We start from the raw sequence: 24,443 nt of genomic DNA, 5'->3' as shown, positions 1-24,443 counted from the left end.
CGGCGTGGTATTGTAGATACTAATTTATTGATAATTCAAATTATTGATATTTCCTTCTGTCATCAACTATGCCGATTTAAAATTCACTCCTTTAAATACCCGTAGGGGATTTCCCCGTTCTATCTGATGATGGAACATACGGCGTTCCGCCTTTAGTTCAGCTCCGGCTTGCTGACGTAACTGCTCCAGACGGTGTGCTATCAATAATATTGCCAGGCGTTTGTTGGCGTGTTGACTTCTTTCTGACTGAACTTTGACACTGATACCCGTAGCAATATGAGTTGCCCGAATCGCAGAGTCGGTTTTATTGACGTGTTGTCCTCCGGGGCCTGAAGAACGTAATGACTCAAATTGAATTTCACTCTCCAACTCTGGATTATTTTGTTCAAATCGGGCAATGCCAATAAACCAATTCTTGCGTCCATGGTTAGGTCGATAAGGGCTATTGCATATCCATAATACCGAACCACACCAATTATCAGCCAACTGTGCCGCCCCGGTGCCATTAAGGGAAACCAGTACCGAGCGAAAGCTATCCGGCTGCCTGGCGGGTTCCATTTCCAGACACTCAACCTGAACGTTAACCGTATTAGCTTCTTTTATCAGCTGTTTTAGCGCTTTAGCAACGGCCAGACAGCATTCATCTGGCCCCTGAGCCGAGGAAATTTGCAATAGTATCATTCGCTTCTGCCTCCACTGGTTTTATAGGTCAAAACTGGCTTAAGGCGAGCCAGAATTTTGATTAACCCTGCTCCAGCCATGCTGTCGATTACAGTCTCAATCGATTTATAAGCTTGTGGTGCTTCTTCATAAATCAGTTGACGATCCTGACAGATAACCCGGCCTCCGAATTCGGTACGACTTAACTGAACCGGAGAGAAACGTTCAGACAAACGTCCCTTGCACTCCGTGCGTATCCATTTTCTGCCTGCACCGTGAGCCAGCGAATGAAGACTGATATCAGAAGCGGTTGGCATTACCAGATAGCTATAATCACCACGAGATCCCGGTATAATGAGTGGCCCCCGATTAGCAGGACTGGCACCCTTACGGTGTAGCCAACCATCAGTGCCGTTAACCTGTGCTGCTTCAACCAGATTGTGGTTAATATCTAACAGGCATTCTCCGGTTGTCTTAATCTGTTCCAGCAGCCGTTGAGCTATGAGGCGGCGATTGAATTTGGCAAAGAGTAACGCCTGATGATGGTCATTCAGATATTCCTCCGCTTCGGGGGTACCTGCCATTAATCCACCATGATTAAAACGTTCGACATGGCGACGTAAAATTGCCTGGCCTAATCCTCGTGAACCGCTGTGCACTAACAGCTGTAGCTGTTGTGGATTTAGGCCTAACTGATTAACTGCATCAGATTGATAAATTTGATCAACCTGCTGCAATTCAGCAAAGTGGTTTCCTCCGCCAACAGAGCCCAGAGCATCAGCAAAAGGAGACTGCATCATTTCCTCAGAAAGATGCTGTTGTAACCATTCAGAGCTGGCAAAATCCCCCATGCGGGAGACGCTTTTTTCTAACTTATCCAGATTAGGTCGTCGGGTCGGTATGGTGGTTTGCCACAATCCCATACCACAACCAATGTCATTACCCACTAATGCCGGATAAAAACGATTTACTGAAAAAAATGCTGCACCAACCGGATAACCTCTACCGGGATGCAGGTCTGGCATACCAACTACCTGAACCATATCCGGTAGTGAGGCGGTGGTGTTTAATTGTTGGATCGCGTTGCTTTCGATCCAGGTGTCATCCGACGCGATATAAGAGACGCGTTCAGATAAAGGACGAATAAAATTGCCCATATACCAATCCATATATTGGAGAAAAGATAAAATCGAATTGGCAGGCCGAAGCCAGGGAGTGTAACGGGTAGGGTTAGTCCTGGAGACGCCTGCAAAGGGTATTTAGTTGAATTTGTTGCATGATATACCTCCTTTGCCAGTGAAATGTGAGTCGAATAAAAAACGGCCGCATCATAGACCGCCGTTTAATAAATAGCAATATCTATTATTTTTGATTTACTCCGTTATTTTTTTCCCACAACGGTTAAAAGTGGTGAGTCAAATATTGCATCAGGAGATATAACGGTTTCATCCAGTGGGATTGACGAACCGTATCGTTCTGCCAGCTTCTTTTTTACTGGGGTGGAGGTGAGATCAAATTCTCGTAATTTTTGCAGGTTACCAATTTTCACACCAAGCGCATTAAAATAAATTTTCCATACCAGCTCTGAACAATATTGCTTCTCATCTGACCAGGAAAAACTCAGGTCATAGGGTGCATTAGCATATATTTGTGCAGCTTTTTGTATTTGACTTTGCTGCTCAACTGTCAGGGGATGCTTGAGCCTTTTAACGACATATTTACCGTTGACACCTCGTTCAATCCATTCATGTAATGGGGTGTATTGCACGCGTTTGGATGCTTCATAAACATAAGGCTTGTTATTTTTAAACAGAATAATACCCATATGGCTGTAAGGTGAATGTGTCGCTAACTGAATAGCCTTACTTTGAGAGGAACGAGATGTGTGGAATATGATGTCTCCTGATTGTGGTTGATAACCATAACTCTTTGGCAAAAAGATAAACAGTGAAACTACCGTGATAATGGCCAGGGTCGTCAGGAGGATGGGAAGTCTGGTTTTGGTCATAGAATTAAAGGGAATTGGTAAAATGATAGTGCCAGCATAACGGGTGTTGATGAAGTGAATGTGAAGTGATTTATGGTACGGGTAGTGAGTTGAATGCAGGAAAATGTTACAAATTAAATTATGCTACAACATAAGTTCCGGGCAGTTTTTGGTTGATTAGCATCTGGGGGTGCTGTAGCGTGAACCCACATATTGTAAGATGTTGTTTTTAGCTGTCACAGGGATTTATGACTCTATACGATCTTAAGCCACGGTTTCAGGCCTTATTGAGACCTCTGTTAAAACGCCTTTTTCGCGCAGGTGTAACGGCTAATCAGGTTACGCTGGCCGCTTTGATAGCATCGGTTGCTATTGGCTTACTGCTCTTCTTTTTTCCTCGTCCTGCTCTGTTTTTAATTTTGCCAATATTTCTGTTTATTCGTATGGCGTTAAACGCCATTGATGGTTTGTTAGCTCGGGAATATAACCAAAAATCAAAACTGGGCGCATTGCTTAATGAAACCGGTGATGTGATCTCTGACGCCGCACTTTATTTGCCTTTTGCACTGTTGCCAGGCGCAACGCCGTGGTTGGTGTTACTGGCAGTATTACTGTCTATCCTGACCGAGTTTTGTGGCGTACTGGCTCAAACAATTGGGGCTTCCCGGCGCTATGATGGGCCGATGGGAAAAAGCGACAGGGCGCTGATTTTTGGTGCTTATGCGCTGGCTATTTTTATTTGGCCAGTATGTATGGAATGGAGCTGGATACTTTTTTCTTTAGTATCTGTTTTATTAGTATGGACCTGCCTGAATCGCTGTCGCCGAGCATTGGCAGAGGTTAACTCATAGCCGGGGAGCCATAATATGAGTCCAATATTAGTTCGTGCGTTAATCATCATGTTTGCTCTGTTGATTGTCGCCAGCATTACCATTCGAGTCATGTCTCTGCGTTCACCAGAACGAGACTGGACAGAGCTGCGTCAGAGAATTAACACCTGGTGGTGGATTGTTATCGTTTTTGCGCTGGCGATTTCTACTCCCCGGGCTATTTCGCTAACGATTTTTGCCATTATCAGTTTCCTGGCGTTAAAAGAGTATCTGACACTTATACCAACCCGGCGTACCGACCATATGCCTTTGTTATGGGCCTATATCGCGATACCGATTCAGTATTACTGGATTGGCATTGAATGGTACAGCATGTTCCTGGTGTTTATTCCGGTTTATGTTTTCCTGTTCTTGCCAATGCGTATGGTACTAATCGGGAATAATAAGGATTTCCTTCACTCCGCTTCAATGCTGCATTGGGGGGTAATGACGACGGTATTTGCTATTAGTCATGTAGCTTATCTGACGGTATTACCTGGCAAACCAGAAACCGGGCCTTTGTTAGTGATTTTCCTGGTTGTTTTAACAGAGTGTAACGATATTGCTCAATACTTATGGGGCAAATCATTTGGCCGCATCAAAGTGATTCCAAAAGTTAGTCCGAACAAAACACTGGAAGGTTTAGTTGGCGGGGTAGTCACCACTATGTTCCTGGCCTGGTTACTGGGTGGAATATTAACGCCGTTGAATGGTTGGGAATCAGTTCTGGTTGGGCTATTGATTGGTGTCACTGGCTTTATTGGCGACGTGGTGATGTCTGCTGTTAAGCGTGATATTGGTGTAAAAGATTCGGGTAAATTATTGCCGGGGCACGGTGGTATTTTAGATCGTCTGGATTCACTGATTTATACCGCGCCGTTGTTTTTCCACGTTTTATATTATTTACACTACTAATTCGCGATGGGGGTCTGAGTGAACCGACTATTGCGTTTACTGTTTGTGGTGTTAGTTGCCTATCCGGTAGTGTTGGCATGGCTGGGTGTTTCCGTGGCTAACCGTAAACGCCTGCCGATAAAAGGGCCGGGAATTATCATTGCTAACCATAATAGTCATCTGGATTTATTGACGCTATTAACGCTGTTTCCACTATCAAAAGTACATTTGGTTCATCCCGCGGCAGCGGCTGATTATTTTCTGAAAAACCGCTGGGTAGCCTGGTTTGCTACCCGGGTGGTTGGCATTATTCCTGTTGTACGTGGTGGCGATCCAAAACAGAGCGATCCTCTGGCCGGGTGCGTTAAGGCGCTACAGGAAGGTAAAATATTAATTTTGTTCCCTGAAGGTACTCGTGGAGAACCTGAACAATTATCCGAATTTAAGTCTGGTCTGTGGTATTTGTGTCAGCAATTTCCAGAGGTACCGGTAACGCCAGTATTTATGCATGGACTGGGGCGTGCAATGGGGAAAGGGCAATGGATACCGGTACCTTTCTTTATTGACGTTTATGTTGATGAGCCTGTTTATTGTCGCTCAGATAAGTCGGTCTTTATATCTGATTTAAAACAGCGATTTGAATCGCTGCAAAATAATGCACAAGGGAGAGAATCATGAGTTTAGCGCAGCCTCGTACCGCAACGGAGAATTGGTTTAAAACGTCTGATGGAACGGAATTATTCTATCGTTGCTGGCCTCAGCACGAAGGAACTGCCGATAAAGTGATTGTACTTTTCCATCGTGGACATGAACACTCCGGTCGTTTGCAGCATATTGTAGATGAACTGAATATGCCAAATGTTCCAATGTATGCATGGGATGCCCGAGGCCACGGTAAAACAGCCGGAGAGCGGGGGTATAGCCCAAGCATAGGAACATCGGTACGGGATGTAGATGAGTTTGTTCGCTATGTTTCTGTTGACAGTGGCGTGCCGATGGAAAACGTTATAGTGATTGCTCAAAGCGTTGGTGCAGTATTGGCAGCCACTTGGGCCCATGATTACGCACCAAAAATTCGTGGACTAATCCTCGCTTCCCCGGCATTTAAGGTCAAACTGTATGTTCCATTTGCCCGCGCAGGTTTAGGGTTGATGAAGAGCTTCCGCGGTTTGTTCTATGTGAACTCGTATGTTAAAGGAAAATACCTGACTCATGATCAAGAGCGGGTTGATTCTTTTAATCAGGATCCTCTGATCACCCGGGCTATCGCGGTCAATATACTATTGGAACTGTACAGCACTTCTGAACGCATTGTGGCGGATGCGTCAGCAATTACTATTCCTACCCAGCTACTGATCTCCGGGGATGACTATGTAGTACATCATAAACCTCAGCATCAGTTCTATCAGCGGCTGAATACTCCAGTTAAAGAGAAGCATATCCTGAGCGGTTTTTATCACGATACGTTGGGTGAGAAAGATCGTCATCTGGCATTTGAGAAGATTCGGGCATTTATCGATAAGCTATTTAGCATGGCTCCACAACGTCATGATTATAGCGAAGAGGATCGCTGGAGTGCCAATGCGGACAAATATCGTGAGCTAATGGCTCCACTGCCGCATTATTCGATAAAACGTTATTATTATCGCGGACTGACTTCGGCAATGGCTTCTTTAGGGAAAGCATCAAAAGGGGTACGTCTTGGTTTCGAGACCGGTTTTGATTCAGGAAGTACGCTGGATTATGTTTATCGTAATCATCCGGAAGGCAGTAATAGCTTTGGGCGTTTTATTGACAAGCAGTACCTGAATAGCATCGGCTGGCGAGGGATCCGTCAGCGTAAGGTTAATATTGAAACATTAATTCGCCAGGCTATTGACGATCTTAAACAGCGTAATATGCCGGTACGTATCGTCGATATTGCTGCAGGCCATGGTCGCTATGTATTAGATGCTATAGGAGATGCGCAGGATATTGAGTCTATTCTTTTACGAGATTACAGCGAGCTGAATGTAGAACAGGGCAAGAAGATGATTGCTGAACGCCACCTGTCAGATAAGGCTGAGTTTGTCGTCGGTAATGCTTTCGATCGTCAAAGCCTGGCTGAACTGACACCAAATCCAACATTGGGAATTGTTTCCGGGTTATATGAGCTATTTCCTGAAAACAAAGATGTTCAGGCTTCGTTAATGGGGCTGGCAGATACGATTCCTGAAGGTGGGCTATTGGTCTATACCGGCCAACCATGGCATCCACAGCTTGAAATGATAGCTCGTTCCCTGACCAGCCATCAGAGTGGAAAACCTTGGGTGATGCGTTGTCGTACACAGGGAGAGATGGACAGCATGGTAGAATATGCAGGATTTGAGAAAAAGATTCAGTTGATTGATGACTGGGGAATTTTCAGCGTTTCTATTGCAGTACGGGTTAAATAGCATTTAAATAATCTGTTTTCGGAGGCCCTTATTTAAGGGCCTTTTTTATTGCTTTTAACTTATTTTTGATAAGTCTTTTTCTTTAGTTAATTTGAATTTTTCTTTTGGTGATTAAGTATTTATTTAATTTGCTTAATTGTTAATTATATTTTGTGCATAACTTAACAAAAAAACATTATTTTGTGAAAAAATTGTTTATCTTAATCTGTTTCTTGTGGTAGAAAATAAATATACAAAACGAAGTTTGCTAACTTAATTAAAAGAATTGTTTGTTGATTATATTTTCATCAAATAATGACGGGTGATTATCTTTATTGAATAATCATTAATATTAAATAAATAGTTAGTAACTAAGATAGATCGCATACAGCGATTTTGTATATGAAAGGAGATTTACCATGAGAGAATTAACGGTAGCAGAAATTAAAGTTGTATCTGGCGCTGGAATCTTTACTGATGCTTTTCGTGATTTTGGTCAGGGGATTGGCGATGCTATTGATATCGGTAATACTCCTGGAAACAAAGGTGAGTATGGTGCAGCCATCGGAAGTGCAATTGGAGCATTAGCAGATGGCGGGCTGAATTTAATCAAAGGAATTGGTGAATTTGGTGTGAATAGTATAGCTCAAGTTGGTGCACCAGTAATTGATTCAGTTTTTAACGGTGTTGCGGCTATTATTAAAGCTATCAATCCATTAAAAATAGGATGATGAAATAACTAAGACTCTCACCAGGGAAATAATATTTTATTTCCCGGTGGGGGCAAGATAATAGTGCTATTGTTCCTGATTCTCCTATTCTAAATTAATAAAATAGATTCTTTATTATTAGTTGATTTAGTTTTAAGTAAGATGATGTTGCTATAAATAATATATATATTATTTAATTTATAAAATTAAAGCTAAAATACAGCACTATTTGAATGATAGTGTGTGAAATATTTTCTGACAAAGGAAACTCATAAACATTATCGAAAGCACTTTCTAAATCAGCATGATTGGTTATGATAAAGCCAGAACAACGCGATAAAAGCGTTAAAAATGCAAACGATAGTGCCGGCTGACGGCGTATCATGGACTGAGTGCGTCGAATGAATGAACTAACATTAAATTCAGATTCTCGCCGGCAGCTTTGGCTACGAGCCGGTGTCTGGCTGCTGTTTTTGGCTCCTTTCTTCTTTTTAACCTATGGACAGGTAAATCAATTTACTGCAACACGAGATGATGTCGAAGTACTGGCATTTAGCTGGGAGTCATCAATTCCTTTTCTGCCCTGGACCATTGTTCCTTACTGGAGCATCGATCTGTTGTATGGCATTTCACTATTTATTTGCACTTCCCGCCGTGAGCTGATGGTGCATGGCTTGCGTCTGGCTATTGCCTCTGTTGCAGCTTGTGTCGGCTTTTTGCTTTACCCACTAAGATTTAGTTTTATCAGGCCAATAAGTGATGGCATGTTTGGTTGGTTGTTTCAGCAATTGGAGATGTTTGATCTTCCCTATAATCAGGCACCGTCGCTGCATATTATTTTACTTTGGCTGCTCTGGCTGCGTTTTTATCCCCATATCTCTGCAAAGTGGCGTTGGTTATTACACAGTTGGTTTGCTTTAATTGGTATCTCGGTTTTGACCACCTGGCAACATCATTTCATTGATGTGATTACCGGATTATTTGTCGGCGTTATTATTAGTTATGCCTTGCCGGTCGCTTCTCGTTGGCGCTGGCAACCAAGTCAGGATCCTTTTGCCCGCCGGTTAGCGCTTTACTATTATTCAGCAGCCTTGGTTTTAGCTGTGCTGGCTTACTGGTTGGGAAGTGTTTTTTGGGTACTGATATGGCCAGCGATTGCATTGCTGATGGTAGCGTTAGGCTATAGCGGGTTGGGGAGTGCGATTTTTCAAAAGAATTCAGCGGGTAGTATGTCACCTTCAGCGCGTCTACTGTTAGCGCCTTATCAAATTGGAGCATGGTGCTCATTCCGTTATTTTAGTGCTAAATACGATCGAAATAATCAGATTACTGAGGGTATTCTGTTAGGTAGTTACCCGCGCCATACTGTATCGGTAAGTGCTGTACTGGATATGACATCTGAATGGCAAAGGAGTACCCGTATTCCTGCCGTGGCCTATATTGCCTGCCCACAGCTTGATTTACTGGCACCGAGTGAAGAAGAACTACAGCATTCCGTACAGGCGCTTAATGAGCTATGTTCCCATGGGCAAGTGTTAGTTCATTGTGCATTGGGATTATCGCGTAGTGCGATTGTGGTCGCGGCATGGCTATTACAACAGCAGCGAGTGAACACCATCGCTGAAGCTGAAGCGATGATTCGTCGGGCTCGTCCAAAGATTATTTTCAGAGAATCTCATCTGAATACTTTGAATCGCTGGGCTCAACGTTACTTAATTTAATCATTGGGAAGATAACAGAATGATAACTGAGCATCCGATAGCAGGAAGAGTATTGGTCGCTACGTTGAATAGCTGGCGTTATTTTGCGGCACTTTCTGCTTTTGCTATGTTATTTACATTGCTTATGTTGTTTTTCGCTGACTACTCAGTGGTAATGCTGGCGATTTCTTTAGTGCTGGGACTTACTTGCCATTACTATTGCTGGCGTTTGTGGATGGACGTTCATCTGTTCAGGATTCTTTATCATTTTCCCGAAAAAACTGAGATTTTTGATACGGCGATCAATAAGTGTTGGGGAAAGAAAGGGGACAATTACCGCAGTCTGGATTCCCGCTGGGCAGGTGCTCGTCAATTGCTGCACCGGGCTGGTTTTTTAGTATTGGTTCAGTGGGGTATAGTTATCCTGACGGTTCTGTTTTCGGGTTTTGAGTAGATATTAGCAACAGAATAAGTACGGATTGTTTTAATCTGTTACATTTCAAAATTGTGCTTGCCTGATATTTATCGTACAAAGAAAGTAGGGTTAATTATGTCGAAGAAATCGACAGCAGATAAAGTAAGAAGGTTTATATGGCTGGTATAAGCATTACTAAATTGTTGATCATCGGTGCGCTGATCGTGCTGTTATTTGGTACTAACAAGTTACGTACTTTAGGCAGTGATTTGGGTGCAGCAATCAAAGGCTTTAAGAAAGCGATGGATAATGACACACCATCGGCAGATGCAACCAATGAAGCTGCTCCGCAGGTAGAAAATAAAAAGTAATTATCTGATTGACCTGCTTTCCAGGTTTATTAAATGAAAAAGCGTGCAATAAGTAGCACGCTTTTTTTATAAGGTTAATCTATCAATTCAGCGTAATCGGACTGGGTTATTTTACTTCTTCACCTTTTGCTTGCATATCAGCATGGTATGAAGAACGAACGAAAGGCCCACAGGCAGCATGAGTAAAACCCATAGCCGTAGCTTCAGCTTTCATTTCATCAAACTCAGCAGGGCTTACGTAACGTTGAACTGCAAGATGATGACGGCTTGGTTGTAGATATTGCCCCAGGGTTAACATGGTGACACCATGAGCGCGTAAATCACGCATGACTTCGATAATTTCCTGATTAGTTTCTCCCAGTCCAACCATCAAACCTGATTTAGTAGGAATATCAGGATGAGCCTGTTTAAAACGCTCCAGTAGTTTTAGAGACCAGCTATAGTCAGCTCCCGGACGAACCTGCCGGTAAAGGCGAGGAATATTTTCCAGGTTATGGTTAAACACATCGGGTGGCGTTGCCGTGAGTATATCTAAAGCACGATCCATTCGACCGCGAAAATCAGGAACCAGCGTTTCAATCTTAATGGTTGGATTCTTATCACGAATTGCGCTGATACAGTCAGCAAAGTGCTGCGCTCCACCATCTCGCAGGTCATCACGGTCAACTGAAGTAATAACCACGTAACGTAACCCCATATCCTGTATGGTTTGCGCCAGCTTTTGTGGTTCATTAGCATCCGGTGCCATTGGACGACCATGCGCTACATCGCAGAAAGGGCAACGACGGGTACAAATTGCGCCAAGAATCATAAAGGTTGCTGTACCGTGATTAAAACATTCAGCCAGGTTAGGGCAGGAGGCTTCTTCACAGACAGAATGCAATCCATTCTTGCGCATTGCTGCTTTGATTCCCTGAATACGGCTGGAATCTGCGGGTAACTTAATTTTCATCCATTCAGGTTTGCGTAGCATCTCCTGACGCTCAGTCTCCACTGACTTTACCGGAATTAGTGCCATTTTGTCAGCATCACGATATTTGATGCCGCGTTCCATCTGAATTGGTTTACTCATAGTCGTTAATATTCCAATAGCTTGGCTCGGGATGTTGATAACCGAGTAATTGTGTAAATTCCTGTATCAGGACAGGATGAACATGTTCAAAGCGGACTGATTCAGTTAGCTGTTTCATCTGAGTCATCTGCATACCCGCGTAGCCACAGGGATTAATACGGGTGAATGGCTCAAGATCCATATCGATATTCAAGGCTAAACCATGTAGCGAGCAGCCACGACGGATACGCAATCCCAGGGAACAGATCTTATCATGATTGACATAAACACCGGGAGCATCCGGGCGGGCTTTTGCCTGAATATCAAAACGGGCGAGAGTTTGGATGACCGTCTGTTCAAGGGCGGTAACCAACTCCCTGACACCCATCTTTTTTCGTTTCAGATCAATCATGATATACAACACTTGCTGACCTGGCCCATGGTAGGTGACCTGTCCCCCACGATCGCTCTGAATTACCGGAATATCACCGGCAGCCAGAACATGCTCGGCTTTACCCGCCTGACCCTGAGTAAATACCCGGGGATGTTGAACCAGCCACAGCTCATCGGATGTGGTACTGATTCTGCGATCGGTGAAGGTATGCATCGCCTGAGATACGGGCAGATAAGGTTGTACCCCAAGTTGACGTAAGATAATGGTGTCTTGTTGCAAGGAGGTCATCATAACGTTGCAAAAATGGTAAAAACATTATACCCACCGTTTGGGGAGACCACCAGACGAAATCGAAAGATTCAGTCTTTTAAAGCAATAGGAGAGCGTCGTGCTATCGAACGACTAAATAGTTTTGATGTTGAAACGGCACCTGTCAGGTGCCGATTTCACTCATAATCATCCAGCCTACGCCATATTTATCGGTGAGCATACCAAATCCACTGGACCAGAATGTGCGCTGAAAAGGTAAATTGACTTTTCCCCCGGAAGAGAGTGATTTAAATAAGCGTTCTGCGTCGACTTTACTGTCTGCTTTCAGGGAGAGGCTAAATCCGTTGAATTCAGGGTGGATGCGGTCGCACTGACCATCCGAAGCCATAAATTGTGAATGCCCCACGCTGACGTTGGCATGCATAATCTTATCTTTCCATTCATCGGGAACTGGGGTAAGCAGTGCGTCAGGGGACTCACTGTAGCGCATGATCATGGTGATTCTGGCACCAATACTTCGCTGGTAAAACTGTAATGCTTCTTCACAGTTACCGGCAAAAAACAGATAAGGCTGGACTTCCATCATATATCCTCTCTATCAATAGTCTGAATTAAAACGGTCGATGGTTTTCCTTATTTCAAGAATAGTGTTGACCACTGAGTTCTGCCACCAGTAGTTGAAATAGCGATGACAAGATATTTAGCAGAGAAATAAATGAATTACGCTGGAGGAAAGGGGGACTTGTCACGGAGGGTTACATAATGGGATGTTTGATTTAATAAAAAACGGACAGAAGAGTTCTGTCCGTTTTATTCATCACGTATTTTCGTTGGCTAATTACAACACCATACGCACAATTTCGATATCACCCAGCTCTTCATACAGTGTTTCTACTTGCTCAATATGAGTAGCATTAATAGTGATAGAGACGGAGTGGTAGTTTCCTTTGCTACTGGGTTTAACCTGAGGGTTATAGTCGCCAGGCGCATGGCGTTGTACCACTTCCACTACCTGGTCGACCAGCTCAGGTTGTGCCAGGCCCATCACTTTATAAGTAAAAGAACATGGGAACTCGAGCAGTTCATTCAGTTTCGTTTTCATGGTTGCTCCAACAAAAATTAAAAAAGTGTATGACCTATAAAAATTATAGCTCCCGCTGTGTGACGGGAGCTATATTTCATCAGGCTTATTGATTAGATGGGGCCTGAAATTTATTTTTCAAGGGACTAGCCAAACCAGCGATGGAATAGCAATTTGATATGGTCAACCATACGACCAAAGAAGCCACCTTCCTGTACTTCGTTTAATACAACTAATGGACGCTGCTCGATTGTTTTGCCATCCAGTTGGAAATTAATGGTACCAACAGCCTGTCCTTTTGCCAGAGGGGCATTAATCTCGCTGTTGGTCAGAGTATAGCTGGCCTTCAGATCGTTAAGACGTCCACGAGGAATGGTTAACGAGGCATTTTTATCGACGCCTAATTGAACACGGTCAGTATCACCAAACCAGACAGGTTCTGATGCAAATTCTTTACCTACCTGAAGTGGCGTAACGGTTTCAAAGAAACGGAAGCCCCAGGTCAGCAGTTTTTTACTTTCAGCTTCACGACCCTTAAAGGTACGTCCACCCATAACAACAGAGATTAAACGCATATTACCTTCAGTTGCTGAAGCAACCAGATTATAACCGGCAGCTGAGGTATGGCCGGTTTTAATACCGTCGACATTCAGGCTGGTATCCCACAGCAACCCATTACGGTTTGGCTGTTTGATATTATTGAAGTAATACTCTTTCTCTTTATACACTGCGTACTCTTCCGGTACGTCACGAATCAGTGCCTGACCAATAATGGCCATATCGCGAGCTGAACTAAACTGACCGGCAGCATCTAAACCATGTACGGTGCCAAAGTGGGTATTTTGTAACCCCAGCGCCTTCACATAGTTATTCATGATATTAACGAAAGCATCCTGACTACCGGCAACGTGCTCGGCCATAGCCACACAAGCATCATTTCCTGATTGAATAATAATGCCGCGATTAAGATCGGAAACTTTAACCTGAGTACCAGGTTGTAAAAACATCAGGGAAGAACCTTTAAATACCGGATTTCCGGTAGCCCAGGCTTCTTTGCTGATAGTAACATTATCATCCAGGCTGATTTTTCCTGCTTTAATGCTCTGACCAATAACATAACTGGTCATCATTTTAGTCAGGCTGGCAGGATCTCTGCGAGTATCGGCATTCATTTCTGCCAATACTTTGCCTGAGTTATAGTCCATCAGGATATAGGCTTCAGCATCAATTTGCGGAACGGCTGGAATGATAGTAGTAAGATTTACATCATCAGCTTTAACGACGGAAGTCGTTCCCAGAGCGATGAATGCGCCCAAAGTCAGACTTTTGAGCAGAGTATGGCGAAATGGTTTTGTAGATAGCGTCTGTTTCATAAGCGGGACAACAATATCCGTAGAAAGTTAATAACGGCCACAGTATAACAGGTGGCCAACCAAGGGGCACCCAACGCGTGTTGTTTTATGGGTATCCGGTGCCGTTGAATTTTTCCATGTCTGTGAGACGATGAGATGGCGACACGCTTATCAGCGCGATGCCACCAAAATAATACTATTAGGCTGTCCCTGGCTTGCTAAACGTTGTTGCAATTCTTGAGCTTGCTCTCTGGTACTGAAAGGGCCTAACTGGATGCGATAATAAGCACCGCCCTCAGACACCATTCCCGGCACATTCAGTTGGCTGCTTAATCTTTTTTGTACTTCCACAGCGTGTTGACGGTTATTAACTGCACTAACCTGAACCAGAAAACCGGTCGAGGTTGCAGTGACTGATTGAGCGTTATCTCTGTCAGGAGAAGCCGGTACGCTGATAGTTGAAGTTGGTGTTACGGGAACATTTACCCTTTCTGCTTGTGTTGGAGCACTAAGCAACAGGCTATGATTATTATCAGCAGGGGTTGGTATCGCAACCCGGTTGTCAGGTTGAGCGGGAATATTTACCGATACTTCCTGTTGAGCACTCAGGCTTTGTTGGGGAGTTGAAATTACCTGATTGCCAATTAATGGGCGACTCTGTAGCTCATAGGAGCGCTTCGCAACGGTTGAACCGATAGTTCCCGGGCCCGATAGTTGACCGTTTGGTGATACAACAATCGCATCCAACCTTACTTTAGTTTGGCCGGTAATATTCAGGCGATCGGCAGCAGCTTTAGACAGATCGATGACCCTGCCTTTGGTAAACGGACCACGATCATTTACTCGTACGACTAACTGGCGACCATTGCTTAAATTAGTCACTCGGACATAGCTGGGAAGGGGGAGAGTAGGGTGAGCGGCGCTTAACTCGTAGGCATCAAAGATTTCGCCAGTTGCGGTTTTGTTTCCATGCAACTCCTGACCATACCAGCTTGCCAACCCCTCTTCACTGAAGTTTTCTGGCTGAGTAATTATGCGGTAGCTTTTTCCTCTTACCTTATAATCTTTCATAGTGCCGATATTATAAGGTTCATAACGTGGCTCAACGCCGCTAATTTCAGCAGCGGGCCCGGAATGAGGCAAAGGAGGCAATGTCGGTGTTTTAGGTGGAGGAGGCGTTGACTCACAGGCCGCCAGCATGAAACCCATTGCACAAATCCATAGCCACTGTTTACGCATCAACTCGTCCTTAAACGTTTTTCGAAAGTAGTTTTCTGTGGGTATGTATCGACATAACAATACCCATCCCGGCCATCAGCACAATTAATGCCGAACCGCCATAACTGATGAACGGTAACGGTACGCCAACTACTGGCAAAATTCCACTAACCATACCGATATTGACAAAAACATACACACAGAGAATCATCACTATTCCGCCAATCAGTACACGACCAAAACTGGTTTGGGCATGGGCCGCGAGCATAAATCCACGAATAATGACGCATAAATAGAGAGCCAGTAGCACCAATACACCAATCAGCCCCAGTTCTTCGGCCAGAACGGCAAAAATAAAGTCGGTGTGTCGTTCTGGTAAAAACTCTAATTGTGATTGTGTTCCATGCAGCCAACCTTTGCCCCACAACCCACCGGAACCAATGGCAATTTTTGACTGAATAATATGATATCCGGCTCCCAGAGGGTCGCTTTCCGGATCGAGTAACATCATGACTCGCCCTCGCTGATAATCATGCATCAGGAAGAACCAAAGGACTGGAATAAAAGCGGCTACACCAAGGGCTGCAACAAATATCAATTGCCAGCTCATACCAGCAAGGAACAGAATAAATAACCCGGATGCAGCAACCAATATTGCTGTCCCTAAGTCAGGTTGGGCTGCAACCAGTAAAGTAGGGAAGAATATGATCACCAGAGCAATACCGGTGTTTTTTAATGAGGGGGGACAGGAGTCACGGTTGATATAGCGGGCAACCATCAATGGAACCGCTATTTTAGCGATTTCTGAAGGTTGAAATCGTACTACACCTAAGTCTAACCAGCGCTGTGCCCCTTTGCTGATCTGACCAAAAACGTCCACCAGAATCAGTAAGATGACACAGAAAATATACAGATAAGGAGCCCAGTTTTCATACACTCGGGGTGGAATTTGAGCCATTACCAACATCACACCAAATCCAAGAATAGTCTGGCTGATTTTTCGTTCCATCATATCCGGATCCTGGCCACTGGCGCTCCATAGTACAAAAAAACTATAGGCAAGCAGAACCAGCAGAAAGAAGGTCATAATGGGGTCAATATGGATTTTGGTCCATATGGTTGGTTTTTTGTTATCGCTCATTGGTTATTTATCAGCCACTGTCAGTCACCATCACTGTGTGATGCATTAAGTTCAGGCATTGCTGTGTTCTGATCGTTCAGCAATATGTGGTCAAGAATACGGCGTACAATTGGACCTGCATTACCACCGCCACCGCCACCGTTTTCAAGAATCATTGAAACAGCGACTCTTGGGCTGTCATAAGGGGCAAAGCCAACAAACAGTGCGTGGTCACGCAGATGCTCTGAAATCTTTTTGGCATTATAGACTTCATTCTTCTTCAGGCCGAACACCTGAGCGGTTCCTGATTTACCTGCGGCTTTATAAGGCGTACCGGCAAATACCCGGCGTGCTGTACCGTTAGGGCGAGAAACCACGCCATACATGCCATCTTTGGCAATTTCCCAGAAACCAGACTTTATGTCACCAATGTGAATATTCTCTTTCTGTTGATAGGGTACTAACTTGCCATTAATTTTTGTGCCGCTGAGTAAATGAGGCGTCTTAACCAGACCATCATTAATCAATGTCACCAGCGACTTAGACATTTGCATTGGTGTGGCAGTCCAGTAGCCCTGGCCGATACCAACTGGTATGGTATCTCCCTGATACCACTGTTTTTTGTGGCGCTTCATTTTCCACTCGCGGGTTGGCATGACACCAGGGTACTCTTCAGCAATATCAATGCCGCTATATTCCCCATAGCCAAATTTTCTCATCCAACCAGATAAACGATCGATCCCCATGTCATAGGCAACCTGATAGAAATAGGTATCAGCTGACTCTTCCAGAGCGCGAGTCACATCCAAATGACCATGACCGGAGCGTTTCCAGTCGCGATAACGTTTATCGGTGTTAGGTAGTTGCCACCAGCCGGGATCATAAATTGACGTTTTCTTGGTGATAACCCCTTCTGATAGTGCGGCGACGGCAACATAGGGTTTCACGGTTGAAGCAGGAGGATAGGTCCCCTGAGTGGTTCGGTTGATCAGTGGCCTGTCCGGATCGTTCAACAATTTTTGATAGTCGCTGTAGGCGATACCATCAACAAACATATTAGGATCATAACTGGGGCTGGATACCATAGCCAGTATTCCACCGTCTCGAGGATCGCTAACAACCACTGCCGCACGGCGAGTACCCAGTAACTCTTCAATATATTTTTGCAGATTTAAATCAATGGTCAGATAGATATCTTTACCTGCCTGAGGCGGTTGTTCATTTAGTTGACGAATCACTCGTCCACGACTGTTGACTTCAACTTCTTCATAACCTGGTTTGCCATGCAGTACTTCTTCGTAATATTTCTCAATACCCTGCTTACCAATATCATGTGTGGCAGAGTAGTCTTGCAGTTGGTCGTTGGCGGCCAGACGCTCTAAATCTTGTGTGTTTATTTTTGAAACGTAACCAACAACATGGGTGAGGGCAGAGCCGTAAGGATAGAAACGGCGCTGATATCCTTTTATTTCTATGCCGGGAAAACGATATTGATTAACGGCAAAGCGAGAAATTTGTAATTCAGTCAGTTTGGTTTTTAACGCAATAGGCGTAAAACGACGTGAGTTTTTACGCTCTTTTTCAAAATTAGCAATATCATCATCATCTAAATCAACAACGGAACGTAGCTCTTCCATTACACCTTTTAGGTTACTGATTTTTTCCGGAACTAATTCAAGCTGATAAATGGTTCGATTTTCTGCTAAAACCACGCCGTTACGGTCATAGATTAATCCGCGAGTAGGGGCAATAGGAACCAGTTTGATACGGTTGTCGTTAGAGCGAGTCTGATAATCTTCAAAACGTTTAATTTGAATGTTATAGAGGTTAGCAATAAGAATAGCGATAAGGATAATGACGCCAACAAGAGCAACCAGTGCCCGGCGTATAAATAAAGCAGATTCTGCCGTGTGGTCACGGAAGGCGTTAGGTTCTTTTTTCATCCAAAAACTATTTCATTCAATTTGCTATTCACGGTGATAAGGATGATTTGTTGTGATGCTCCATGCACGATAGAGGCTCTCAGCCACTAAAACCCTCACTAATGGATGAGGTAAGGCTAATGGTGATAAAGACCAGCTTTGTTCGGCAGCGCTTTTACAGGCGGGGGCTAAACCTTCCGGCCCACCAATCAGTAAACTCACATCGCGTCCATCCTGCTTCCATAACTCCAACTGCTGTGCCAGTTGTGGTGTCTCCCAAGGCCTACCGGGAATGTCTAATGTGACAATTCGGTTACCTTTACCCACGGCGGCCAACATGAGTTCACCTTCTTTTTCCAGAATACGCTTAATATCAGCATTTTTACCGCGTTTTCCCGCGGGAATTTCTGTTAATTCAAAGGGCATATCTTTGGGAAAACGACGGATATAGTCATTAAATCCAGTCTGTACCCAGTCGGGCATTTTAGTCCCTACTGCGATAAGCTGCAGTTTCACCCATTAGCTCCAGAGCTTTTCAAGTTCATATAGTTGACGACTATCTTCCTGCAATACATGAACAATAACATCATCTAAGTCGACCACGACCCAGTCACCGGCATTTTGCCCTTCAATCCCCAGAGGCAGCATACCCGCCTGACGAGCAGATTGAACAACATGGTCGGCAATAGACTGAACGTGTTTACTGGATGTGCCAGTACAAATAATCATACAGTCAGTAATGCTGGATGTTTTACTGACATCAATTCTGACAATGTTCAGACCTTTCAGATCTTCTATTTTATCAATAACGAATGATTGGAGCTCACTACCTTGCAAAGGTTCCCCTCCTGATAAAAATCTCTTCATATTATATGGAACATTCTACTATGTTACGGGCATGACAACATCAGTGGTCATCACCGCAATATAATTAAATGAACTTAACGAAATTTTATGTTTTTTAATCGATGGCGGATGATAGCATGATTCCAGCCTTAGCGGTATAAGCCCTGTTGTTCGATATACTGTTGCACGGATGGTGGCAGTAAGTCATCGAGACTAACGCCATTATGCTTGCGCTGACGAATATCAGTGGCAGAAATATCCAACAGTGGTGTATGGGCAAGGTAGATCAGACCGTTAGCCTGTTGCTTTAAATCATCAATATTGGTGGTACGGTGCTGCTCCAGCCAGCGCTCCAGTTCTGGTGTATCCAGCTTATCGGTATAGCCTGGACGGGCACAAACCAAAAGATGGCAATAATCTAATAGCGCTTGCCAGCGATGCCAGTAGTGCAGTGTCAATAAAGAATCCTGACCAATAATAAAGGCTAAAGGAATTTCTTCCCCTTGTTCACGGCGAATTTCTTCCAGCGTATCAATGGTATAAGATGGGGCCAGACGATGTAATTCACGTTCATCGACGGCAAATAGAGGATTACCGGCCACCGCCAATTTTACCATTTCCAGCCGTTGTTGAGTATTCGCTTCCGGCTGTGGTCGATGAGGCGGGACATGGTTAGGCAAGAGCGTAATACGATTAAGACCCACTTCCTGAGCTAAAGCCTCTACGGGTTTCAAATGCCCGTAATGGATAGGATCAAAGGTGCCACCAAATAAGGCGTGAATAGCCTCACCGCTTTCTATCTTGTCAGACATCTAAACGCGCCTCAGATAAAGGTTTGCCACATAGCAGCATCATAAGACTTTCCAGACCATCCCAAATTGACTGGCCAAAATCCTGTTTGACGATTAACTCAAGCTGGGTGAGTAGGGCGACAGCCTGATTCAATTGAACCGCAGTTAGTCGCTGTAAAGCTTGCGTTAACAAAGGGCGCCGATTTTGCCATATCTTTTGTTGATCGAATAGTGTCCTGAGTGGGGTTTGTTGCATTTTTCTTTGTAAACTCAAAAGATGCAGCAGTTCTCGTTGTAGCGTGCGGATTAAAATCAGAGACTCAGTCTCTTCCAGACGCAACTGATGGAGAATATGAAATGCTCTTTTGGCTTTCCCCGCAAGAATGGCATCAAGCCAATGGTAAGGCGTGAAGTGAGCCGCGTCATTAACTGCCTGCTCAACGCGTGGTAAAGTAAGCTTGCCATCGGGATAAAGCAGCGAAAGGCGTTCAAGTGCTTGAGATAGAGCCAGCAGATTACCTTCATAGCAGTAACACAAGAGTTGTATGGCTGCTTCATCGATTGTTAACTTAAACGTTTTGGCTCGTTGAGCAACCCAGCGTGGTAAATGAGCCTGCTCCGGTGTTAAACAGCTGACATAAACGCTATGTTCTCCCAGCGTTTTAAACCAGGCACTATTTTCCTGTGCTTTGGTAAGCTTAGGTCCGCGTAGAATGAGTAAAATATCCGGATTTAACAGCGCCGCTAATTGTTTTAGCTGTTCGCCAATGGACGCATTAGCACCATTTTCAGGAAACTGAAGGGTAAATATTTTTTTGCTGGAGAAAAGACTGAGAGACTGACATTCAGTAAAGATAGATTCCCAATCAGTTTGGGGACTAAGGTCGTAGCTAAAATTCTCATGAAAGTCTTGTGCTAAAGCAGTCCGACGAATCGCATCCTGACTCTCTTCCAGCAACAAGGGTTCATTGCCATAAAGTTGATAGCAACTGCGCAGCCCCTCATGGAGCTGCGCGTTAAGTTGCTCAGGATAGAGTCGAATCATTGAACCGTTACGGCACCGCGAGTGGGTGTAGTCGGCTGATTGTCTGACTCATCTTCTGGTTGTTCGGTGGTTTGAACAGTGATCAGTTTACGTACCAGCTGTTGCGCCAGTTGTTCTCTCATTTCCTGATAAAGCATTTCCTGTTCTGCATCTTTTGCTAATGCAGTTAATGGGTTATCAAAGAACGAACGAAATACTTTTGCACCAATTGGGTAAATACCTTTCCCAGGAATCATTACTTGGGCATTAGCGTACATAACCATTTGATACTCAGCAGTAGTACCATTCTGGAAAATAGAAACAGTATCCTGACTGGCAGCTAAACCGCCCAATCTTAAAGATGGAGTACTCTTTAAGGTTTTTTCATCAGTCGTTGAACTATCAACAATAGTCACACCACTTTGACGTAACTGGCTACGTACAGCCCTGGTCATTGGGCCATAAGGGTCAGACGTATCCAGAATCAGCGTATTTAACTCGCTAGGGACATTGGTAGTACCGCGTAAGTTAAACCCGCATCCGGCAGTGACCAGCACTGCCATAGCAATGATGATTGTTACAATAGGATGTCGCACATATACTCCTTGGCTTAACCTACAACCAGATTTAAAAGTTTTCCTGGAACATAAATCACTTTACGAAGAGTGACACCATCCAGATATTTAGCAATTTGAGGATCGGCCATCGCTATAGCCTTAACCTGCTCTTCGGTAATATCAGCGGCTACAGTGATTTTGCTCCGGACTTTACCATTAACCTGAACTACGACCAACTTCTCGTCCTCAACCATAGCGGCTTCGTCTGCAACTGGCCATGGTGATGAATCGATATCCCCCTGACCACCTAACGATTGCCACAGGGTGAAACAGATATGTGGGGTAAATGGATAGAGCAGACGTACAACCGCCAGCAAGGCTTCCTGCATTAGTGCACGATCTTGTTCGCTCTCTTGCGGTGCGCGGGTTAACTTATTCATTAACTCCATCACGGCAGCAATCGCGGTGTTAAAAATCTGACGACGGCCAATGTCATCATTCACTTTAGCGATAGTTTTATGCAGGTCACGACGCAGGGCTTTTTGTTCATCGTTCAGGGCGGCAACATTCAGCTCGGCAACGGCACCTTTTGACAAGTGATCATAAGCCAGACGCCACAAACGTTTCAGGAAGCGGTTAGCACCTTCAACCCCTGATTCTTGCCATTCCAGCGTCATCTCTGCTGGTGAAGCAAACATCATGAACAAACGAACGGTGTCAGCACCGTATTTTTCCACGATATCCTGTGGGTCGATGCCGTTATTCTTAGACTTCGACATTTTAGCCATGCCACTGTAGACCAGTTCACGACCCTCTTTATCAAAGGCTTTAACGATGCGTTGTTTATCATCACGTTCTACGGTGACTTCACTTGGCGCAATCCAGATTCGTTCACCGGTGCCGGAGGTATAATAGAAAGCATCCGCCAATACCATTCCCTGACACAGCAGGCGTTTAGCAGGCTCATCGGAAGTAACCATGCCGGCATCACGCAACAGTTTGTGGAAGAAACGGAAATACATCAGGTGCATGATGGCGTGTTCAATACCACCAACATATTGGTCAACCGGTAGCCAATAGTTGGCCGCTGCCGGGTCCAGCATACCTTTATCATATTGCGGGCAGGTATAACGCGCGTAATACCATGATGACTCCATAAAGGTGTCAAAGGTGTCTGTCTCACGCAGCGCTGGTTGCCCGTTATAAGTTGCTTTTGCCCATTCAGGATCGGCTTTAATTGGGCTGGTGATACCATTCATGGTGACATCTTCCGGCAGAATAACCGGCAGTTGATTTTCTGGTGTTGGTACAACCGTACCATCTTCCAGCGTCATCATTGGAATTGGTGCACCCCAATAGCGTTGACGGGAGACACCCCAGTCGCGCAGGCGGTAATTAATTTTACGCTCCCCTACGTTCATGGAGACCAGCTTATCGGCAATCGCATTAAATCCTGCCTCATAATCCAGACCGTCAAACTCACCAGAGTTAAACAGTACGCCTTTTTCCGTGCTTGCCTGCTGGCTTAAGTCTGGTTCTGTCCCTTCTGCGGTTAAAATGACCGGCTTAATCGGCAGGTTATATTTGGTAGCAAATTCCCAGTCGCGTTCATCATGACCCGGAACTGCCATAACGGCGCCTGTACCGTAATCCATCAGTACAAAGTTGGCGATCCAGATAGCCAGTTTTTCACCGGTCAAAGGATGAATAGCATAGAGACCGGTAGCAACCCCTTTTTTCTCCATGGTTGCCATTTCGGCTTCTGCCACTTTGGTATTCCGGCACTCATCAATAAATGCGTTCAGCGCTGGGTTGCTTTGTGCAGCGAGAGCAGCCAGTGGGTGACCAGCAGCAATAGCCACATAAGTCACACCCATAAAGGTGTCAGGACGCGTGGTATAGACCGACAGGCTGTCATCAGAACCATCGACAGCAAACTTGATTTCCACCCCTTCGGAGCGGCCAATCCAGTTGCGTTGCATGGTTTTAACCTGCTCAGGCCAGCTTTCAAGAGTATCCAGATCGTCTAACAGCTGATCGGCATAGGCCGTGATTTTAATAAACCACTGTGGGATCTCTTTACGTTCAATTGGCGTATCACAACGCCAGCAACAGCCATCAATAACCTGTTCGTTAGCCAGTACGGTCTGGTCGTTTGGACACCAGTTCACCGCAGAGGTTTTTTTATAAACCAGGCCTTTTTCATACAGCTTAGTGAAGAACCATTGCTCCCAGCGATAGTAATCAGGATCGCAGGTGGCCAATTCACGACTCCAGTCATAGCCAAAACCTAACAGCTTTAACTGGTTCTTCATGTAGGCAATATTTTCGTAGGTCCAGGGTGCCGGAGCGGTGTTGTTTTTAACTGCGGCACCTTCAGCAGGAAGACCAAACGCATCCCAGCCGATTGGCTGTAGTACGTTTTTGCCCTGCATACGCTGGTAACGAGAAATTACGTCGCCGATAGTGTAGTTACGCACATGGCCCATATGTAGTCGCCCTGAAGGGTAAGGCAACATGGAGAGGCAATAATATTTTTCTTTCGTTGGGTCTTCGGTGACCTGAAAGGTTTTATTTTCTTGCCAATGGTTTTGTACGTGAGATTCAATATCTTCCGGGCGGTATTGCTCTTGCATGGCGACGCATCGTCCTTCTGTTTTAATTTGCTAAATGACTGGCAGTAGCATTTATCTGCAATTGGGAAATAGATCCCCATAGGATAGCCGATAAGCGTCGGCCTCAACAATACTCAAAAGCATGGTAAATGATTTTTATGTTAAATATTTATCGCAAAACA

At 44.6% G+C, this 24,443-nt stretch carries 25 protein-coding genes; 8 read left to right on the top strand and 17 right to left on the bottom strand.

Annotated elements, in window-relative coordinates:
• Nucleotides 1-66: 66 nt before the first annotated feature.
• The 3 genes from prfH to I2494_RS03815 form a co-directional block, all read right to left on the bottom strand.
• Nucleotides 67-681, bottom strand: a complete 615-nt coding sequence (gene prfH, locus I2494_RS03825; protein WP_218465359.1) for a peptide chain release factor H — start codon at nucleotides 679-681, stop codon at nucleotides 67-69.
• Nucleotides 678-1,817, bottom strand: coding sequence for an RNA ligase RtcB family protein (locus tag I2494_RS03820; RefSeq protein WP_218465360.1), 1,140 nt, complete (start codon nucleotides 1,815-1,817; stop codon nucleotides 678-680). Before I2494_RS03820 ends, prfH begins: the two co-directional genes overlap by 4 nt.
• Nucleotides 1,818-2,041: 224 nt before the next feature.
• A complete protein-coding gene (locus tag I2494_RS03815) occupies nucleotides 2,042-2,668 on the bottom strand; it encodes a YiiX family permuted papain-like enzyme (protein WP_218465361.1) in 627 nt (208 codons plus the stop codon).
• 227 nt (nucleotides 2,669-2,895) lie between these two features.
• Here I2494_RS03815 and I2494_RS03810 point away from each other — a divergent pair, with 227 nt between their 5' ends.
• The 8 genes from I2494_RS03810 to tatA all read left to right on the top strand — a co-directional run bounded on the left by I2494_RS03810 (nucleotide 2,896) and on the right by tatA (nucleotide 10,020).
• Complete coding sequence (locus tag I2494_RS03810) at nucleotides 2,896-3,498, top strand: CDP-alcohol phosphatidyltransferase family protein (RefSeq protein ID WP_218465362.1); 603 nt, start codon at nucleotides 2,896-2,898, stop codon at nucleotides 3,496-3,498.
• A 15-nt stretch (nucleotides 3,499-3,513) separates the two neighbouring features.
• Entirely contained in the window at nucleotides 3,514-4,431 is a 918-nt protein-coding gene (locus I2494_RS03805; protein WP_218465363.1) for a phosphatidate cytidylyltransferase, read from the top strand.
• Nucleotides 4,432-4,449: 18 nt separating this feature from the next.
• Nucleotides 4,450-5,088, top strand: a complete 639-nt coding sequence (locus tag I2494_RS03800) for a lysophospholipid acyltransferase family protein (protein ID WP_218465364.1) — start codon at nucleotides 4,450-4,452, stop codon at nucleotides 5,086-5,088.
• On the top strand, nucleotides 5,085-6,845 hold the full coding sequence (locus tag I2494_RS03795; RefSeq protein ID WP_218465365.1) for a bifunctional alpha/beta hydrolase/class I SAM-dependent methyltransferase: 1,761 nt from the start codon (nucleotides 5,085-5,087) through the stop codon (nucleotides 6,843-6,845). The genes I2494_RS03800 and I2494_RS03795 overlap by 4 nt, the downstream gene beginning before the upstream one ends.
• Nucleotides 6,846-7,243: 398 nt before the next feature.
• A complete protein-coding gene (locus I2494_RS03790; protein ID WP_218465366.1) occupies nucleotides 7,244-7,555 on the top strand; it encodes a hypothetical protein in 312 nt (103 codons plus the stop codon).
• A 380-nt stretch (nucleotides 7,556-7,935) separates the two neighbouring features.
• Complete coding sequence (locus I2494_RS03785; protein ID WP_218465367.1) at nucleotides 7,936-9,255, top strand: phosphatase PAP2/dual specificity phosphatase family protein; 1,320 nt, start codon at nucleotides 7,936-7,938, stop codon at nucleotides 9,253-9,255.
• A 19-nt stretch (nucleotides 9,256-9,274) separates the two neighbouring features.
• The gene (locus I2494_RS03780; protein ID WP_218465368.1) at nucleotides 9,275-9,688 is read left to right on the top strand and encodes a hypothetical protein; all 414 of its coding nucleotides are present in this window, start codon (nucleotides 9,275-9,277) and stop codon (nucleotides 9,686-9,688) included.
• A gap of 137 nt (nucleotides 9,689-9,825) precedes the next feature.
• A complete protein-coding gene (gene tatA / locus I2494_RS03775) occupies nucleotides 9,826-10,020 on the top strand; it encodes a Sec-independent protein translocase subunit TatA (RefSeq protein ID WP_218465369.1) in 195 nt (64 codons plus the stop codon).
• A gap of 106 nt (nucleotides 10,021-10,126) precedes the next feature.
• Here tatA and lipA read toward each other — a convergent pair whose 3' ends face one another.
• The 14 genes from lipA to leuS form a co-directional block, all read right to left on the bottom strand.
• Nucleotides 10,127-11,092 carry a lipoyl synthase gene (gene lipA, locus I2494_RS03770; protein WP_218465370.1) on the bottom strand — a complete coding sequence of 322 codons (966 nt, stop codon included), beginning with the start codon at nucleotides 11,090-11,092 and terminating at the stop codon, nucleotides 10,127-10,129.
• Complete coding sequence (gene lipB / locus I2494_RS03765; RefSeq protein ID WP_218465371.1) at nucleotides 11,085-11,756, bottom strand: lipoyl(octanoyl) transferase LipB; 672 nt, start codon at nucleotides 11,754-11,756, stop codon at nucleotides 11,085-11,087. The genes lipA and lipB overlap by 8 nt, the downstream gene beginning before the upstream one ends.
• 142 nt (nucleotides 11,757-11,898) lie before the next feature.
• A complete protein-coding gene (locus I2494_RS03760) occupies nucleotides 11,899-12,321 on the bottom strand; it encodes a VOC family protein (RefSeq protein WP_228350823.1) in 423 nt (140 codons plus the stop codon).
• A gap of 252 nt (nucleotides 12,322-12,573) precedes the next feature.
• Nucleotides 12,574-12,837 (bottom strand): DUF493 family protein YbeD, encoded by a 264-nt coding sequence (gene ybeD, locus I2494_RS03755; protein ID WP_140918083.1) that lies wholly within the window; start codon nucleotides 12,835-12,837, stop codon nucleotides 12,574-12,576.
• A gap of 125 nt (nucleotides 12,838-12,962) precedes the next feature.
• The gene (gene dacA / locus I2494_RS03750) at nucleotides 12,963-14,189 is read right to left on the bottom strand and encodes a D-alanyl-D-alanine carboxypeptidase DacA (protein WP_218465372.1); all 1,227 of its coding nucleotides are present in this window, start codon (nucleotides 14,187-14,189) and stop codon (nucleotides 12,963-12,965) included.
• 150 nt (nucleotides 14,190-14,339) lie between these two features.
• Nucleotides 14,340-15,407 (bottom strand): endolytic peptidoglycan transglycosylase RlpA, encoded by a 1,068-nt coding sequence (gene rlpA, locus I2494_RS03745; RefSeq protein WP_218465373.1) that lies wholly within the window; start codon nucleotides 15,405-15,407, stop codon nucleotides 14,340-14,342.
• Nucleotides 15,408-15,417: 10 nt separating this feature from the next.
• Nucleotides 15,418-16,527 carry a peptidoglycan glycosyltransferase MrdB gene (gene mrdB, locus I2494_RS03740; RefSeq protein WP_218465374.1) on the bottom strand — a complete coding sequence of 370 codons (1,110 nt, stop codon included), beginning with the start codon at nucleotides 16,525-16,527 and terminating at the stop codon, nucleotides 15,418-15,420.
• A 20-nt stretch (nucleotides 16,528-16,547) separates the two neighbouring features.
• The gene (mrdA, locus tag I2494_RS03735) at nucleotides 16,548-18,449 is read right to left on the bottom strand and encodes a peptidoglycan DD-transpeptidase MrdA (protein WP_218465375.1); all 1,902 of its coding nucleotides are present in this window, start codon (nucleotides 18,447-18,449) and stop codon (nucleotides 16,548-16,550) included.
• Nucleotides 18,450-18,473: 24 nt separating this feature from the next.
• Nucleotides 18,474-18,944: a 23S rRNA (pseudouridine(1915)-N(3))-methyltransferase RlmH gene (gene rlmH, locus I2494_RS03730; RefSeq protein WP_218465376.1), complete on the bottom strand. Its 471-nt coding sequence runs from the start codon at nucleotides 18,942-18,944 to the stop codon at nucleotides 18,474-18,476.
• A gap of 3 nt (nucleotides 18,945-18,947) precedes the next feature.
• Entirely contained in the window at nucleotides 18,948-19,265 is a 318-nt protein-coding gene (gene rsfS / locus I2494_RS03725) for a ribosome silencing factor (protein ID WP_218465377.1), read from the bottom strand.
• A gap of 158 nt (nucleotides 19,266-19,423) precedes the next feature.
• On the bottom strand, nucleotides 19,424-20,086 hold the full coding sequence (nadD, locus tag I2494_RS03720; RefSeq protein ID WP_218465378.1) for a nicotinate-nucleotide adenylyltransferase: 663 nt from the start codon (nucleotides 20,084-20,086) through the stop codon (nucleotides 19,424-19,426).
• Nucleotides 20,079-21,110 carry a DNA polymerase III subunit delta gene (gene holA / locus I2494_RS03715; protein ID WP_218465379.1) on the bottom strand — a complete coding sequence of 344 codons (1,032 nt, stop codon included), beginning with the start codon at nucleotides 21,108-21,110 and terminating at the stop codon, nucleotides 20,079-20,081. Before holA ends, nadD begins: the two co-directional genes overlap by 8 nt.
• The gene (lptE, locus tag I2494_RS03710; protein WP_218465380.1) at nucleotides 21,107-21,685 is read right to left on the bottom strand and encodes an LPS assembly lipoprotein LptE; all 579 of its coding nucleotides are present in this window, start codon (nucleotides 21,683-21,685) and stop codon (nucleotides 21,107-21,109) included. The genes holA and lptE overlap by 4 nt, the downstream gene beginning before the upstream one ends.
• A 14-nt stretch (nucleotides 21,686-21,699) precedes the next feature.
• Nucleotides 21,700-24,282, bottom strand: coding sequence for a leucine--tRNA ligase (gene leuS / locus I2494_RS03705; protein ID WP_218465381.1), 2,583 nt, complete (start codon nucleotides 24,280-24,282; stop codon nucleotides 21,700-21,702).
• Nucleotides 24,283-24,443 lie beyond the last annotated feature (161 nt).

Source organism: Limnobaculum allomyrinae (assembly GCF_016649425.1).
Taxonomy (GTDB): Bacteria; Pseudomonadota; Gammaproteobacteria; order Enterobacterales; family Enterobacteriaceae; genus Limnobaculum; species Limnobaculum allomyrinae.
This window is presented reverse-complemented; position numbering and strand designations above follow the sequence as displayed.